The organism is Parafrankia sp. EAN1pec, assembly GCF_000018005.1.
Classification (GTDB): Bacteria; Actinomycetota; Actinomycetes; order Frankiales; family Frankiaceae; genus Parafrankia; species Parafrankia soli.
In genome coordinates this window covers 3087397-3102614 of sequence record NC_009921.1, presented here as the reverse complement: position 1 = coordinate 3102614, position 15218 = coordinate 3087397, and the positions used below count along the sequence as shown (strand labels likewise).

The 15218-nt window shown below is 66.6% G+C and carries 12 protein-coding genes and 1 pseudogene; 10 read left to right on the top strand and 3 right to left on the bottom strand.

The features are described 5' to 3' along the window. Nucleotides 1–85: 85 nt before the first annotated feature. The 7 genes from FRANEAN1_RS12840 (at nt 86) to FRANEAN1_RS12815 (ending at nt 7471) form a co-directional block, all read left to right on the top strand. Nucleotides 86–700 carry an AAA family ATPase gene (locus FRANEAN1_RS12840; RefSeq protein WP_020460212.1) on the top strand — a complete coding sequence of 205 codons (615 nt, stop codon included), beginning with the start codon at nt 86–88 and terminating at the stop codon, nt 698–700. Between the two features lie 34 nt (nt 701–734). Beyond that, nucleotides 735–857, top strand: a complete 123-nt coding sequence (locus FRANEAN1_RS42120; protein WP_020460211.1) for a hypothetical protein — start codon at nt 735–737, stop codon at nt 855–857. Between the two features lie 305 nt (nt 858–1162). Further along, nucleotides 1163–2476 (top strand): integrase, encoded by a 1314-nt coding sequence (locus FRANEAN1_RS12835; RefSeq protein WP_020460210.1) that lies wholly within the window; start codon nt 1163–1165, stop codon nt 2474–2476. Then, nucleotides 2473–4344: a hypothetical protein gene (locus FRANEAN1_RS12830; protein WP_020460209.1), complete on the top strand. Its 1872-nt coding sequence runs from the start codon at nt 2473–2475 to the stop codon at nt 4342–4344. The genes FRANEAN1_RS12835 and FRANEAN1_RS12830 overlap by 4 nt, the downstream gene beginning before the upstream one ends. 621 nt (nt 4345–4965) lie before the next feature. After that, complete coding sequence (locus tag FRANEAN1_RS12825) at nt 4966–6477, top strand: integrase (protein ID WP_198145494.1); 1512 nt, start codon at nt 4966–4968, stop codon at nt 6475–6477. Further along, complete coding sequence (locus FRANEAN1_RS12820; RefSeq protein WP_020460207.1) at nt 6474–6947, top strand: hypothetical protein; 474 nt, start codon at nt 6474–6476, stop codon at nt 6945–6947. The genes FRANEAN1_RS12825 and FRANEAN1_RS12820 overlap by 4 nt, the downstream gene beginning before the upstream one ends. An 8-nt stretch (nt 6948–6955) precedes the next feature. Beyond that, nucleotides 6956–7471, top strand: coding sequence for an NUDIX domain-containing protein (locus tag FRANEAN1_RS12815; protein ID WP_020460206.1), 516 nt, complete (start codon nt 6956–6958; stop codon nt 7469–7471). 233 nt (nt 7472–7704) lie between these two features. Here the strand turns inward: FRANEAN1_RS12815 and FRANEAN1_RS12810 are convergent, their stop codons facing one another. Further along, nucleotides 7705–7938: a transposase gene (locus FRANEAN1_RS12810; protein ID WP_020460205.1), complete on the bottom strand. Its 234-nt coding sequence runs from the start codon at nt 7936–7938 to the stop codon at nt 7705–7707. 84 nt (nt 7939–8022) lie between these two features. Between FRANEAN1_RS12810 and FRANEAN1_RS38590 the strand changes: the two genes are divergently transcribed. Both FRANEAN1_RS38590 and FRANEAN1_RS12805 read left to right on the top strand, forming a co-directional pair. Next, on the top strand, nt 8023–8334 hold the full coding sequence (locus FRANEAN1_RS38590; RefSeq protein WP_020460204.1) for a SpvB/TcaC N-terminal domain-containing protein: 312 nt from the start codon (nt 8023–8025) through the stop codon (nt 8332–8334). A gap of 195 nt (nt 8335–8529) precedes the next feature. After that, nucleotides 8530–8724, top strand: coding sequence for a hypothetical protein (locus FRANEAN1_RS12805; protein ID WP_041254092.1), 195 nt, complete (start codon nt 8530–8532; stop codon nt 8722–8724). A 109-nt stretch (nt 8725–8833) separates the two neighbouring features. On the opposite strand, the gene FRANEAN1_RS12800 is transcribed toward FRANEAN1_RS12805, so the two are convergent. Beyond that, nucleotides 8834–11122, bottom strand: a complete 2289-nt coding sequence (locus tag FRANEAN1_RS12800) for an HET-C-related protein (protein ID WP_020460203.1) — start codon at nt 11120–11122, stop codon at nt 8834–8836. Further along, a complete protein-coding gene (locus FRANEAN1_RS36980; RefSeq protein WP_020460202.1) occupies nt 11119–13617 on the bottom strand; it encodes a type II secretion system protein GspG in 2499 nt (832 codons plus the stop codon). The genes FRANEAN1_RS12800 and FRANEAN1_RS36980 overlap by 4 nt, the downstream gene beginning before the upstream one ends. A gap of 1272 nt (nt 13618–14889) precedes the next feature. Between FRANEAN1_RS36980 and FRANEAN1_RS12790 the strand changes: the two are divergent. Continuing rightward, a pseudogene (locus FRANEAN1_RS12790) lies at nt 14890–15216 on the top strand (NUDIX domain-containing protein); the annotation flags it as partial. Nucleotides 15217–15218: the final 2 nt, after the last annotated feature.

The following is a 15218-nucleotide window of genomic DNA, read 5'->3' as shown; positions in this document are numbered from 1 at the left end:
GGGCCGATCCAGCCTGGTACGCGTTCCCGCACACCGTCCCCGCCGATCGCGACGACCGGCTGCTGGTCACGGAAGGAACTCGCTGATGCTGCGCAACTGCCTGGTCGTCGCGGTCGAAGGCACCCACGCCTCCGGCAAGACCACCCTCACCCACGCCCTCGCCGCCTACTACCGGGAACGCGGCGTGCACGTCGCCTGCGTCCCCGAGCCCGCGCGCAACAGCCCGTTCATCGAGGAGATCGTCGTGCACGGCCGCGGCGAGTTCGACCTGGAAACCGAGGTCGATCTGTTCGCCGCTCAGCTGTCCAGCCAGCTGCGCACCGCCCGCCAACACACGATGATCATCGCAGACAAGACGATCGCGAACGTCCTCGCCTACGCCTGGCTGGTTCTGCCAGGCGGCCCGGACGGACCCCACGCACCCGTCCTACGCGCAATGGAAGTCTTCTGCCGGGCCTGGTCGCACGTCTACGACGCGGTGTTCTACTGCTGCGACAAGTTCGACCAGCACCAGATCGGTGACCCCTACCGGTCGAAAGTCCTCGACATCCAGCCGGCGGCCGACCGCGTCGTGCGCAGCGTCTGCGCCACGGTCGGGCAGCGCATCTACGACATCCCACCCAACATGTCCACCAGCGCGCGGGTCGGCTGGATCGTCGAGCAGCTCGCCGCACTCGGCCTCGACCCGACCACCCGCTGACCATCTCTCAGCACAGCCGGGAGACACTGTCACCATGACGTATCGCAGCGTGATCGACGTCATGCTCCTACTCGTCCGGGACGACACCGTTCTGCTCGCTTTGCGGGCCGGTACCGGGTTTGCCGACGGCTGGTGGAACCTGCCCGACGTTCTCTAGGCTTCGCTGCGCTGTCGGTTCGCGAGCTGCCTGGAGACGACGATGGACAAAGGTGTGTGTTGGATAGTTGAATTCTATGACTTTACTGTCAAGCCTCCTCAGCTTGAGGTTGACGGGGTCGCTGGCCTGGGTGACGTGCACGAGCGAGCAGTGCGCAACGGCGCGAGTCACGGCACGCCGTTGATTCTGAAAACGTCTGATTCTGAAAACGTCGGGAGAGGTCGACGCCCGGGTTAACCCGTTCTTCCGCGTCGGTTCGATGGCCGCGGCGCGACCGTCAACGTGGCGGCGGTACGCCTACTCGTGTGTGGTTGAACTTCCTGGAGGTGTTCGGGCGGCGATGGGACGCGGCGGCGGCGGGTGACGTGGAAGCGTTCAAGGACTGGCGCTTGACCGACCAGGCGAACGACGGCCGGATCGCGCCAGCCAGCTTCGACGCCGACCGTGCAGCGCTCAACTGCTTCTACTCGTGGGCGTCGGCGCGCTACGGCGTGGTCAACCCGGTTCCGTCCGGACGGTGGGCGCGGACCGGACGGTCGTATGGCGCAGCCGAACCTCGGTGGGGGTCTCGTGACCCGCTGCGGCCGGCCGGCGCGGCGAAGAGGCAGGTGAAGTGGCTGTTGCGGTCGGCGTTCGAGCAGTGGCGGGACGTCGGTCTGCGCGGGTACGGCTTTGATGACGTCCGTCATCCGGACTGGCGCGGTCCGCACGAGGACCGGGACGCCGCGTTCGTCGACGGCCTGTACGGGACGGGGCTGCGGCTGACCGAGTGGGCGACGATTCTCGACGTGGAGCTTCCCGGTCCGGGTGGAGAGCCGTACCCGCGGGCGTGGCTGGCCGCGGCGTGCGCGAAGGGCGGCCGGCACGGGCGGGTCTACCGGATACCGCGCCGGGCGCTGACGGAGGTGCACGGCTACCTGGACCCGCGGGAAGGCTCCCGAGCCGAAAAGGTCCGCCAGGCCCAGCGGTCCGGCCGTTACGAGCGGCTGGCGGTCCGACGGATTGTCACCGGCTATAACCCCCGCGCCCGCACCCTCACGGTGGAGGGCTCGTCCGGGCTGACTCGGATATCGGTGGACGTGCTCCGCCCGCACGAGCGCCGGTGTTTCTTCAGGCAAACAGAATGCGGTCTGGAGCCGCTTGCGCTCTGGCTCGGCCGTGACGGTCTCCCGAAACATCCACATGGTTGGGAGGACACGTTCACCGCCGCCAACAGGCGTATCGAACGGGCGTGGTTCGCCGCCGGCCACAACAGTACGGCACCGTTGTGGTGCACGCCGCACATGTGCCGGCACAGTTTCGCGCTGAAATGGTTCTCGGTCCTGTCGCTGGTGTGGGACAACCGGCTGAGCGGGTTCAGCGCCGAGGAACTCAAGGACTATCGGGCGCAGTTCGGCGACATCTGGTACCAGCTCGCCGGTCTACTTGGGCACGCCGACCCGTCCACAACGCGCGAGCACTATCTGGAACCGTTCACCAGTCTGGACGTCGACTATCTGATGGCACTGCTGGACACCGAGGAACAGACCACCGTCGACACGCTGTTACGCGCGGTGGCCGCCGATAGCGGACGCACCCTCACCACGGTAGTTGCCGCCGACGCGGGGACAGCGGGGTGAGCGGCGGTGCCGGCCCGGGTGGTCGCCGCGCGACCCAGCCGAACGCAGGCTGGCGTCCAGCGGATCGGCTGCCGCCGGACACGGACGGCGTGCGGGTGCGGTTCGTCGAGGAGTCCGGATGGCGGTCGAAGGTGTTCGAGTTCGCGGGTCTGCCGGTCGAGCCGGATGTTCAGCGGTGGCTGGCGCGGGTGTTCGCCCGCCGGGCCGGTCCGCGCTCCGCGACGAAACGGATCGCTACGGCCGCCGGGCACTTCCATGTCCTTCAGATCTTCGCCGCGTTGCTCGCTGAGACGTCTACGCCGCCGCGCGGCCCCGCCGACCTTCGGCCGGCGCACATCAGCGCGTTTCTGCTCCGCTACGGCGGCCAGCGGTGCCAGCGGGAGTACCTCAAACGGCTGCGGGTGCTGCTCCGCGACGACCCCGAGCTGCCCGAACTGACCCGGACGGCGTTGCTGTCCGAGCGGGTCGCGCCGCCGGCCGAGAGCAGCGCGGTCGTCGGCTACAGCGACGCAGAGTGGCAGCAGATCATGACCGCGGTGCGGCGGGACTTGCGGCTCGCCCGGGACCGCATCCGGGACGGCCGGCGGCTGCTCGACCGTTTCCGCGCCGGCGGTGTCCCGCCCGTCAGTCGGGGCGCCGAATTCGGCCTCCTGCTGGACGTCTTCGACCGCACCGGCGATCTTCCCCGGGTCAGCTCGGGCCAGCATTCCCGTGCTGTCCTGCGCGCCGGTGGCATGACCGCGGTCGGCGGGCGGCTGTGCCTGTCCAGCGACGAGGCGGTCGCGTTCTGCCTGCTGCTGGTCGCGTTGACCGGGGAGAACTTCGGCACCGTCGCGGCCTGGCCGGCGGTGTGCCACCGGCCGGACGGCGCCGACAGCGACACCGGTGTCGCGCTCGTGGAGGCGGTCAAACCCCGGCGGGGACCCGACCGCGAGCATATGATCACTGTGTTGGAGGACGTGCCCGCCGGCCTGGCCGAAGTACTGGACACCCCAGGTGATGATCATCGACTGTTCCGCTCTCCGCTACGGGTCTACCGGCTGCTGGTCGAGCTCGGCGAGGTCTCGTGCCGCCACGGCGGCCACCACGGCGCGGTGAGCGCGTTCGTCCCCCGGCCGGGCAAGTTCGGCTCCCGCTGGGTCGAAGGGGCCAACGCCCAGGACCTGGTCGGCTGGGCTCGGCGGCGCGGCTTCCCCGCCGCCGCCCACGCCGGACCGGACACGAAACCGGCGGTGCATGTGGGGCGCCTGCGCCAGAGCGTGATCGAACGTCGCTGTCAGCCCGTCGCGCACAGCCGGCACACGATGAACGACCACTACCTGCGGCGCAGCCACACGGTCCGGGACGACAGCCGTGTCGTGGTCGGCGACGCGCTTCGGGAGCAGGTCGACAAGGCGCGGGCGACCCAGAGCATCCCGGTGTTTACCGCGGACTTTCTCGCCGACGCCCGCCGCGATCTCGTCACGGCCGCGGCGAAAGCCGGGGTCGACCCGGACACTCTGCGGGGTCTGATCGCGGGAGCGCAAGACACCGCCCTCGCCTCCTGCACCGAACATCGGAATGGTCCGCACGTCGCGCCGGGCCAGCCGTGCCCGGCGTCGTTCCTGGACTGTCTGGACTGCCGGAACGCCCGCGCCCTGCCCCACCAGCTCGGTGTCCAGATCGTCGCCGTCGACCGGATGTGCGCGCTGCGCCCGCACCTCGACCCCGCCGCCTGGACGGCGCGCCTGGGCCGGCGTCTCGACCAGTTGGAGGAGATCCTGAACCACTACACCCGCGCCGAACGTGACCGCGCACGGGAGACCGTGACCGACCGGCAAAGGCAGCTTGTGGGCGAGCTCCTCGACGGCCGCTGGGACCTGCGATGACTGCTCCTCTCCAGCGGACCCTTCACAGTGATGACGCCGCTGCCTGGCCGGACGACGACATGCTGGTGCTCGCCAGCCGGCCGCTGCGCCCAGGCACCGATCACACGATGACGTCCCGGTTCAGCGACCCGGTCTGGCATCTGAGCCCTGCGCATCCCGACGCCAACGTCACCGTCCCCGCGCTGTACTGGCACCGCTATCCGATCCGGCTGGTCCGGCCGTTCAAGGCGTTCTTCCACGCGGCGCTTGACCGCACCTACCCGCCGTCGCGGGGTGTTCAACGGCCAGGTGAGCGGCCCAGCGTCGCCACCCTCGGCTACTGGTTTATCGACCTTCTCGTCTTCGCCGCGTGGCTCGACGAACGCGGCGTCCACAGGCTCCCCGACGTCACCGTGAGCGACCTGGACGCCTACCGTGCCTACGTGCTCGGGTTGGCCCGTCTGCCCGAGCGGAAGGCCGACCTTCTCGCCGTCGTCCGCACACTGTGGATCTACCGGGAGTGTGTTCCGGTCGAGTGCCGACTCGGTGGCTACCCGTGGGCGGGCACGGCCGCCAGGGATCTGGTGCGCATGCCACCGGCGGGCCGGGAGAACAAGACCCCCGCGGATCGCGGCGCCGACGATGGAAGCGCTGCTGGGCTGGGCGCTGACCATGGTCGAGACGATCGGGCCGGACATCCGCGACGCCTGGAAGGAGCTGGCCCGGCTCGAGGCCGGCACCCACCCGTCCCAGCGGATCTACGACGGGCTGAGTGTGCCCGCCCGGCTCGACCTGTTCGTCCGGCGGGCCGCCGAGAACGGAACCCCGCTCCCCGGACGCAGCACCGCAGGCAAGGCCGTCGCCGTCAACGGTGCCCACGTTCTCCGCCTCGTCGGCGTCCCACCGGACAAACGATTCGGCCTGCCGCCACAGCAGCGCGCTCTGCTGGAGGAGTCCGGACTCCCGGTGGCGACCAACACCTACATCGGTACGATCACAGGACACATCGACCGCGTTCCCTGGCGGGCCGAGCCCATCAGCGTCCCGGAGCTACCCACCATGATCAGGATGCTTTACGCGTCTGCGTTCGTGGTCATCTGCTACCTGTCCGGCATGCGGCCCGGCGAGGTTCTCAACCTGCCCCACGGCTGCCGCGACAGCGACCCCCGCACCGGCGAACTGCTGCTACGCGGCCGGCGCGGCAAAGGCTACGACCGCGGCCCACTGACCCGACACGCAGAACCCGGCCGACCGTGGGTCGTCGTCACACCGGTCCACAGCGCCGTCGAGATGCTGGAGAACCTGGCTGATTTCCCGTTCCTGTTCCCGGCAAGCCCGATCATGGCCCACGCCCATCGGGCGAACACGACCCACGCCCGCTCCACCGGGGCGATCAACCGGGATCTGGAAGACCTCACCACCTGGATCAACACCACGTTCGCCCGCCCCGACGGCGACGCGCCGATCCCACCGGACCCGACCAAGCACCTGCACGCAGCCCGGTTCCGGCGGACGCTGGCCTATTTCATCGTGCGCCGGCCCCGTGGCCTCGTCGCGGCGGCGCTCCAGTACGGACATCTCCATACCAAGGTCACCCTCAACTACGCCGGTGACGCGGACACGTCCTGGCTCGACGATCTCCCCGTCGAACGCCTGGAGATGATCCTCGAACAGGTCGACACAGATGCCCGGCTCCTCGAGAACGACGAGCACGTCAGCGGCCCCGCCGCCGCCGACTACCACGCCCGCATCACCCGGGCAGCACGGTTCTCCGGCCGCGTCGTCAACCAGACCCGCAACGCCCAGCGGCTCCTCGCCAGCCTCGACCCGGACATCCACCACGGCGACGGCATCACCTGCGTCTACCGCGCCGAAACAGCCGAATGCCGGCGCATCCTCGCCAGCCAGGGACTCGCCGCCGACAGCCCGCGAGAATCCGAGTGCCGATCCTCCTGCACCAACCTCGCTTTCACCGACCGGGCGGTTGACCAGCTCCATGCCCGGCTCACCCACCTCGACGCCACCGCCGATCACTCCCTGACGCCGCAACCGCTCCGCGACCGCGCCCAAGCCCAGGCGAACGCCACGAGAGCCGTCATCGACCGACACGTCGCGTCGTCCAGCCACCTGACAGAACCGGCAGGACAACGATGACCCGCCAACCGCGCGATCTGCCGGCCGAGAAGTCCGCGATCGAGGCCGCGACCGCGAGGCTGCTCGCCGGAATGCCGTTGCGGTCCCAGTCCGGCAAACTCACCGTCACCGAGCTGATCGTCGAATCCGGGCTCCGCCGCGACGTCGTCTACGCCGACCACCCCCACCTGGTCGACGCCTTCCGCGCGTTCGTCAAAGCACAGAACTCCACACCCACCGCCATGCGCGACCTCGCCGACGAAAACGCCGACCTCACGCGGAAACTCGCCGCCACCAAGGCCGACCTCGCCCAGGAACGTGCCACCGCCGCGACCTTGCGCCGGCTCGTCGTCGAACTGTCCCTCGAACTGCGCCAGACACGTGACCAGAGACTCGACCAAGCCAACGTCGCGCGCATCACCCCACGAGACGATCCGCGCATCATCGGCCCTCCTGAGGGCCATCCGCTCCGACCACCCATGCCGCTGTAAGGAGAACTGTGCCCGCGCGCTACCGCAGCATCGTCGACGTCTACGTCCTGCTCCAACGCGACGGGAAGATCCTCCTCACTGAGCGCGCCAACACCGGCTACGCCGACGGCCAGCTCTGCCCACCCAGCGGACACCTCGAACAGGGCGAGTCCGTGATCGACGGAGCCATCCGCGAAGCCGCCGAGGAAGTCGGCGTCATCCTCACACCAGATGACCTGCACTGCGCACATGTGGTGCATCACCGCAACTCCGACGGACAGGGCCGCATCGGTTTCTTCTTCGCGGCCACACGCTGGCGAGGAGAACCGGAAAACCGTGAGCCCCACAAATGCGCGGGCCTCCACTGGGCCGACCCCGATGATCTGCCATCCAACACAGTCGGCTACACGGCCGCGGCAGTAGCGCAGATCCAGGCCGGACGCGGATTCTCCATCCACGGCTGGGATACCGCTTCCAACAGCGGATGGAAGAATGCCGGTACCGGACCACGTGCCTTGACGGACTTGAGCGCCAGGTGCACATAGCGCCATGATCTCGACCATACGCCGCCGATATGAGGCTCGCACGACTCGCCCACCGCGGACGCTGCCCCTGTCCGCCGCCCGTTTACCGCGGCCCGCAACGGCCTGATAGTGGACCCGGCCGCTGCTGGGGATCTGGATGTGTCAAACGCTCCGTGCGGGGCGTCACGGCCCAACCCCGATGCGCGTACCCGTGTGCGGCCAGCTTCCGATGACGACGCCTACCGGCGGCGCGCTCAGGCGATCTCGGCACGCCAGGGGACGCGTCTGGGATGGGGCGCAGCCGCGCCGGTGTCCGGCGGCTGCGAGTTCCCCGCCTCGTCCTGGGCTTTCTTCATCCATTTTCCCAACGTCATCTCGTGGACGCCGATGTTCCGGGCGACCTCGGCGACAGAACGGCCGCCGTCGATGACGAAAGTTACCGCTAGTTCCTTATACTCCTCGGTAAATCTGCGGCGTGTCGCGCCCATTTGTTGCTCTCCCGACGGATCGGGTAGCTAGTCCGGGTGTCTACCGAAGCGGGTACGTTCCACTGATCAAAAGAGGTCGTGGGCTTGACTGCCGATGGTACGTCGCTGCTGCTGGGTTGTAAGGTATGGACGCAGGCGGACTGGCTGTTCGAAGTGGTCGTCGACTACGGCGACCACGACGCCGAGACGCCCACCCCGGCGCCGGACCGGCCGTGGCCCTGCCGGGACGACCCGTTCTCGTCCTACCGGTCCGGGTTCGAGGTGCGAATCTACCGGCTGTGCCGGCGGGTGCTGATGTTCCACCGCTCCCAGGCGAGGTCAGCGTGGGGGACGACTGCATGGTTCGGTCGACCATCTTCACCTACTCGCCGGGGCAGACGGTCGGGACGTTCCTGACGGGTCGACCCAGAGCGGCCACCGCCAGGACGGGAACGGCTACCTGACCCGGTCGTTGCCGCCGGTGGTGTTCGAGTAGAGCCCGTCCGAGCTTGGACGACGAGGTCGGCGAGATCGACGCGGCCAGCCTGGCGGGCGCCCCGCCCCGGGCTGGCGGGTGCCGGCTACCAGTAGGTCGACCTGGACGGCGCCGGAATGTCGGGCATCCTCACCCGGAGGCGGGCCGGCTGGTTCTGCAAGCCGAACCTGGGCTGCGGCCGGTTCGGGCCGGTGCGCCCGGTCGCGCCGGTGCCGTCGATGGTTGGCGCGGCTGGTGCCAGGACGCAGCTGCTCGACCTGGCCGAGGACGGCCAGGTCGACGTGGTGACGCTGGACGGCCCGACGTCATAAAACGCGAATGGATTGAGTCCCACCCCTACATCGGCCTGGAAGCCCTCGCCAAATCCGAACCGTCGGCCATCCAGCGCCGACGTGCCGTGAAGACTCGCGTGCAACGGTTCTACTTCGCGAACGAATTGTAGCGCAGTTCCGCGCCGCGGCGCCTGTCCGCCGACAGCTGGATGCGCTGCCGCGCGACTCGCTCGTCCACGAACCGCGTCGGCGGGACGACCGCCTCGACCGACTGGTCGGCGGCGAAGTCGAGGTAGCCGCGGACGACCTCCCATCCTTTCCCAGGGTAGGACCGTTCTCGTTCCAGGACCGCTGACGGCCACGGGGTTTCGGGGTTACCTCTCCCGACGAAGGAGCCGACGACGACGGACAGTCCGGGCAACAGAACCTCAACAGTCGCCGGCTGGGACCGCGGTCGCCATTCGGTCTGTGTATTTCGGGCGATCACCCGGCAGATCTGTTCGGCTTCCATCTCGGTCTCACTATCGAGTCCGAACGTCGCCCCGGCGACCTGGCGCCATGCCGGCAACCCGTCTCGCTCGCCGACGCCGGCCGCCTTAGCCGTGCGCTCGATCGAGTCCACCACTTTCCGCGTCTGTGGCGGAAGCGACACTTCGGACGGTACGGTCACTTTCAGTTCGAGTCTTTGAGAGGTTGTACCCACCGGATTCGTAAGGAGCGACTCAAGCAATGCGAGCCAGTCGACGACGGTGTTCGTGGGCGGCGCCGTCGTTGGGTCGAAGTGCCGCATCATATTTTTCAGGACGATATAGTGTGCTGCGGTCGCACAGGCCCGTTGGTACTGGTACAACCACTCCGATCCCGTGTCTTTGGCGAGCAGCGAGTGAGATCCGACGTTACGGTCGGACCCTCTCAGAATCCAGTTGTAGAGCAGTAGATCCTTAGCAAGGTACAGGACCGATTCCGTGGCGAACTCCCCGGCGGATGCGACAGCCGTATCGCGGATAAGTTCGAGTGGTACTGTAAAAAGCTTCCTCAGTGTGTCGACCGATTTTCGGATGGACATGACCAGCGAGTTGATCGCAAACCCCTTGGTCACTGCGATTACCAAGTTGTAGATTCGGGCGGTGATGCTCGGGTCGACCGTCTTCAGGAACTTCGTGGAGGCCATTACCTGTCGCAGCACAGTCGCGCGCACTTCAGGATTCTTGATCGTTTTTACCTTGTCGCCCCAATTCTCGGCGACCTTCTGGGCTATTCGGTTGTTCGAATTCTCGAACGCGGCCGCTGGGTCGTCGAGCAGCTCGGACACGGACTCAATCCACTCGTAGTATTCTTTTTCGATCTTGGAGCGCTCGAACATCTCGACGGATCTGAACACGTCTCCGACCCGCCTTGCCGGATCCTGCCATCCGATTCCCAGCAGCTCCTCCGCAGCGTGGACGAGCGAGACCATGGTGTCCCATGTGCCGAAGTAGCCGGTCACCACGAAGTTCTCGGTCGGCAGCGTGCGCCAATCCGTCGCCGTGGCGCCTGGTGACCATCGCTTGAGCCGTCGGGCGAAGATCTCGACGTCGCGTCCCTCGAAGAGCTTCGGAAGATAAGTTCCGCCCTGCGAGCTAACGAACAACTCGATGAAGTTGGAGTGGGCGAAAAAATCCTCCACCGCGTGCAGCAGATGGCCCAGCCGTGCCAGGCCCGCCGGAAACCGCAGGTCGCTCCCGTCAGTCGGGATCTCGCCGCGAGCGATGGCACGAGCCCAATCAAGATCCAGTTCCGCCAGTCCACCAGCCAGGATTTCGATGTCGTCACGAAGGTAACGGTAGAGGTCCGGCCCTCGGACCTTGTCGGGCTCGGACCTAGGGCCCCGGTCGAGGTCGCTGGCGTATACCGGGGGGTCGCCGGGACGGACCGACGGCCGGTCCATATGCTCGTGGGGGAAATACTGCGTGAAACCAGCCTCGACGATCGTCAGGTACGTCGCCAGCGGGATCCGCGGTTCGTCCCTGTCGGTCTCGGGATGGACGAACTTGAAATAGCCGAGGACGACGACGGCGTCGTGCAAGGCGGCGCCAGCCGCGCCGCTGTCGGTCGGCCCGGCGCCAAGCAGGACGTCGAGTGCGGCGAACACGCGGTTCCGGACCTCGGCGACTATCTTCGCTGCCTCTGCCTTCGTGGTCGCTGGCACAAATCGACCAGCCTGTTGCACCAATGCGTTGCTCGTGATCGTCCTCAGGTATTCGTCAACCTTATTCTGGATCTTGGTTTTCACGCCGGCGTAGGCGACCGGGTCGACCGTCTGAGACAGGTCGGTGAGCCAGTTACCGAGGATGAAAGCGTCGAGGCCGGCGACTTTCCCCGCACGTGCGGCCAGGGCCGCCTCCAGCAGAGGCAGACCGGCTTCCTCGCCGACAGCGTGATGACCAGCCGTGTTCACTGGCTTGGCACCGCCCGACTGCTGGACAGGTGTTCATCGACGTCGATGCCAATATCGAGCGCACTCGTCGGGGTGTACTCGAACCACTGGCCGACCAGTGACGCCTCCGCCCAACTCGTGATGTCGGCCGCGTCCCCGGTTCCGCCCGGCTCTCCGTTCTCGCCGTAGGACGCCAGGTCGTACTCGGCGAACTCGCCCGGACACGAGTAGACGTACGCGTTGTCCCAGGGGTCTGTGGTGGGCATCGCGACACCCCGGGCCTTGGCGAACGGCATGAGCGCGGACATACCGGGATCGGGCGACGCCGGATAGCGGTCGTTGTCAACGAGGTAGTCCTCAAGCAGCACCTGGAGAAGCTGGATGTCGTTCCATGCCTGCCGCTGCCGCCGTGACAGCAGGGACCTGGCGTCTTCGACCTCGTTCGCTGGCCGGATGCCCGGATAGTTGGTGTTCGCGAACGCCTCCATTTCTTGCGCGATGCGCAGGTAAGGCGCCGGCGTCCCAGTCTCCCCGCCGAGAAACTCAAGAAACGAAGCCTCGAACCCAGGCCGGATGGTGAGTACGACCCGGGCGGCGCCGGCCCTCAGGAATGCGCGGTGCAGCGGGTCTGGGTGGTCGAGGAACTTCCTGACTTCCCTGGCCTCTTTGGTAGCCCAGAAGTACGGATAGACGATGTACAGGAGATTCTCCCATTCGACCGCCTGCTGCAGGAACCTCAGGCGTTCGCCGAGTTGGCGGCCGACGAGCCATGTCGCGTCGTCCTTCACACCGTCCGTGGTCGTGTCGTAGTAATCAGAGGTCGTCTTCGCGTTTGTCGTGAAGGACGGGCCGAGGAGCCAGCGCAGGGCGCCCTTCATCATCTCCTCTCGCTCCATACGACGTAGCGTGAGAGTGTCGGCGGCGCCGAGCTCCTTCTGTAGTTCGGCCAGTCGTTGTTGGAGTACAGCGCGCTGTTCGTAGTACCTCCGTTCGGCGGTATCCCGAATCGCTACCCATGCCTTGTTCCGCCATGCCAGAAAAGCATCATTGCGCAGCGTGAGGTCGAGCGTCACGGTGATCGAGAAGCTCGCGGCGTACCTCATAGAATAAGGTACCGCTACCTTGCCTGACCTTCCCAGCGTGTACGCCTGCACGTAGGCATCGTTCACGACGACCGTGTCACGCATCCAGTCGCTGCGATTTCCTGGCCACTCGAAGCCGGCCGAGCTCGCGCTCGCCGACGTGACGCTGTACATGAGGTCGACGTCGATTTCGAGTGCGGACGACAGGCCCCGCTTCGACTGGTCCGACGTGCCGAACTGCTGGCTCTCGGTCCGGCTGACCGATTTGTTGTTTGGTGGCGGAGCCTCGACTGTGGCGACGAAGTCGGCCGCCTTGTCGGCGTAGTTTTCTCGGGTCAGGTCGGTCGGCTTGAGATTGAATTGCGCCCACAGCGGCCCGCTCGCCGAACCGAACCCCTCCCGAAGGGCAGCCTCGATCGCCTGAACTTCGAGTATCTTGTCGAGCAGGTCGGCGCCTGGTTCCGGGACGACAAGGTCGTACGTCAGGCGGATTCCATACCGCAGCAGGTCGACCGACCACTTACGCATCATCCGGTAGTAGTCGACCCGAATCGGCTTGTTCCGGTGCGGGTTCTTGAACTTCTTGACTGCCTCGTCTGCCACGCCCGACGCCGAGGCGACTCTGAAGGTAATCTTGTGTTCTTTGACCGACCGCCGAGACGCCTTCCTGGTGAGCGTGTTCGACTGGTTGCGGGAGAACTCCTCGGACCGCTCGGAGGACGTCGCCGCATCGGCCGAGCCGGACGCCGCGAACTGTACAGTTCCGTAGCGGCCGGACACGTTGACACTCGCGCTGAGTTCAGTCGAGTGCTGATACTGGTTCTCGGTGGACTGTTGCAGCTCACTCTTCTCTGTAACACCCTCCTCGCTGAACTCCTCGAGCAGATCCGTGGCAAGGCGCTCGAATTCCTCGCTGGTGTTGGACCACTCGCGATGAACGAGGTTGATTTCCTCGGCCGGCGCCAGCGGAACGGAATAGACCAGCTCACCACGCTCGACACCGATCGGTGTGAACGCCAGTTTCTCCAGGTGCAGGTAGCCGATCGGCTCGATCTTGAGGAGATCCGCGAAGGCGGCGAACGCCCGTGCGACCCGCTGCTGTCCGGGCTCAAGGTCGGCTTGACTGGACGTGTCAGAGCGAACGCGCTGCCTGGCGAGGTCGAGAACTACCTGGGCCGGCAGCCGTGTCGCGATGGCGATCTCGCCGCTGACATCCGCGCCACCCGATTCGATCAGCGTCCTGACGTCCTTCGCATGGTGAAGCGAACGCCCTTCGCCCGTAACCGCCTCCAGTTCCGCCGAGGTAGGTCGCAGCATCAGCAGGAGCGCGCGCTTCTCCGGCCCTCGCAGCATTTCGCGCTGGTCGACCGGGGTCTCGATTGGCGCGTAGGTTGCCTGGAGGATGGCTCGCCGGGAGTTCGCCAACGGCTGCATCTCGTCTGTTCCTCCGAAGATTTATGGTGGCGATTCGCCACGTCGGACGCGCTTGACTGACAAGGCAGGCCGACGGCCCGACCACAGGGACCAGATCTCTGCCAGAGCGGCCTTGGGGTTGACGTAAGGGTCGCCGCGATCCGGTCAGACGGCCCTTGAGTCTGCCCGGCCGCGTCGGAGGAAGCAATGGAGCGCGCCGAACCGGGTGCCGCAGTCGTAACCGGCGCCTTCGGAAGAGAGAAGGAGGCAGCGGGCAGGCTCCGGCCGGCGCCAGAGACGCTGCCAGAATTGTTCGAATAACCGTTCGTCAATGTCCCTCCAGCACCAACCCGGCCGCTGACAGACATCGCGGTGCGGGTCCGACCGCCATGCCCCACGTCGGTCAAAGGATGCCACAGCGAACGTGCGCCAGCCATACGAAAAGGCGCGTAGAAACGATCAAGGAAGACTGTCAGCATCCCCATCATGGGGCATCGTCGCGCGGACGTCAGCCCATTGGCCGACCTGACCGTCGCGTTACTAGACAATCCGCAAACGTTATGGCACGGCGTCTGCACAGAAGTGGCAGAAGCCCCGAACGCCCTCCTCGCGGGTCGCTTCGAGGTGCGTTGGCCCAGCGGGGAGCGCCCGGTCGCAAGTACTGGACGAGGGCCGCTTGACCGGGCGGATTTCGTGGACTCCCGACGAAGTCGCCCTCCACCTACTGATCCGCAGCTTCGCGACCGCAACCAACATGCCCCGCACACACTCGACGACGTGGCTGACGACGAATGGCGCAGCACCTACAGCCGGCTGCTGAACGTCGAGAAGAGATTCTGGATGAGCAAGTCCGACCTCGCCCCCCGGCCGATCTAGCACCGCATCCGAGAGTCGATCGAAGCCCACCGGGCCATCGTGTTCGCAGCCCTCGCCGTCAACCGGTGGATCGAGAACACGACCGGCTGGTCGATCAGGAAGTTCGTCACGACCGCCCGCTGCTACCGCACCATCACGATCCAGGCCGCCGACACCATTATGCCGCCGACCCCTCCCCGACGACCTCCGGACCGCCCTCGACACCATCCACGGCACGCACTAATTGGCCTAAGTCGGGCCAGATCCAGCGATGCGTATACCCGGTCGACCCGCCGGGCCGCCGCTGCAACCGACCTGGATAGGGTTGCCTTGTCGCGGATGAGGGTGAGGCCGATGCTGTAGCGGCGTTCGATCCGCGTGACCGACGGAACAGGTGCCGACAGCCGACTTGCCTAGTGAACCAGTGGGAAACTCGAAGCCGAAGAGGACGCTGCCGCCGCGATTTGCCGCGAGGCCCGCGAGGAGCTCGGACTTCGTCTGGACCGCCGGTCGCTGTCTCTCGCCTCGACCGTGCATTTCCGCAACGAGTTCGGCGAAGACCGGCTCGGACTTTTCTTTCGCGCGCAGTCGTGGGACGGCGAGCCGATCAACGCCGAGCCCCTCAAGTGCGCCCGCATCGGCTGGTTTCCACTTGACGCCCTGCCTGACAACACCTACCGCTATACGCGGCTAGGTATCGAGCTGTACCGAAAGCGGCAGAACTTCGCGGTCTCTGGATGGGACCTTCCGACACCTAGCACGTAAAG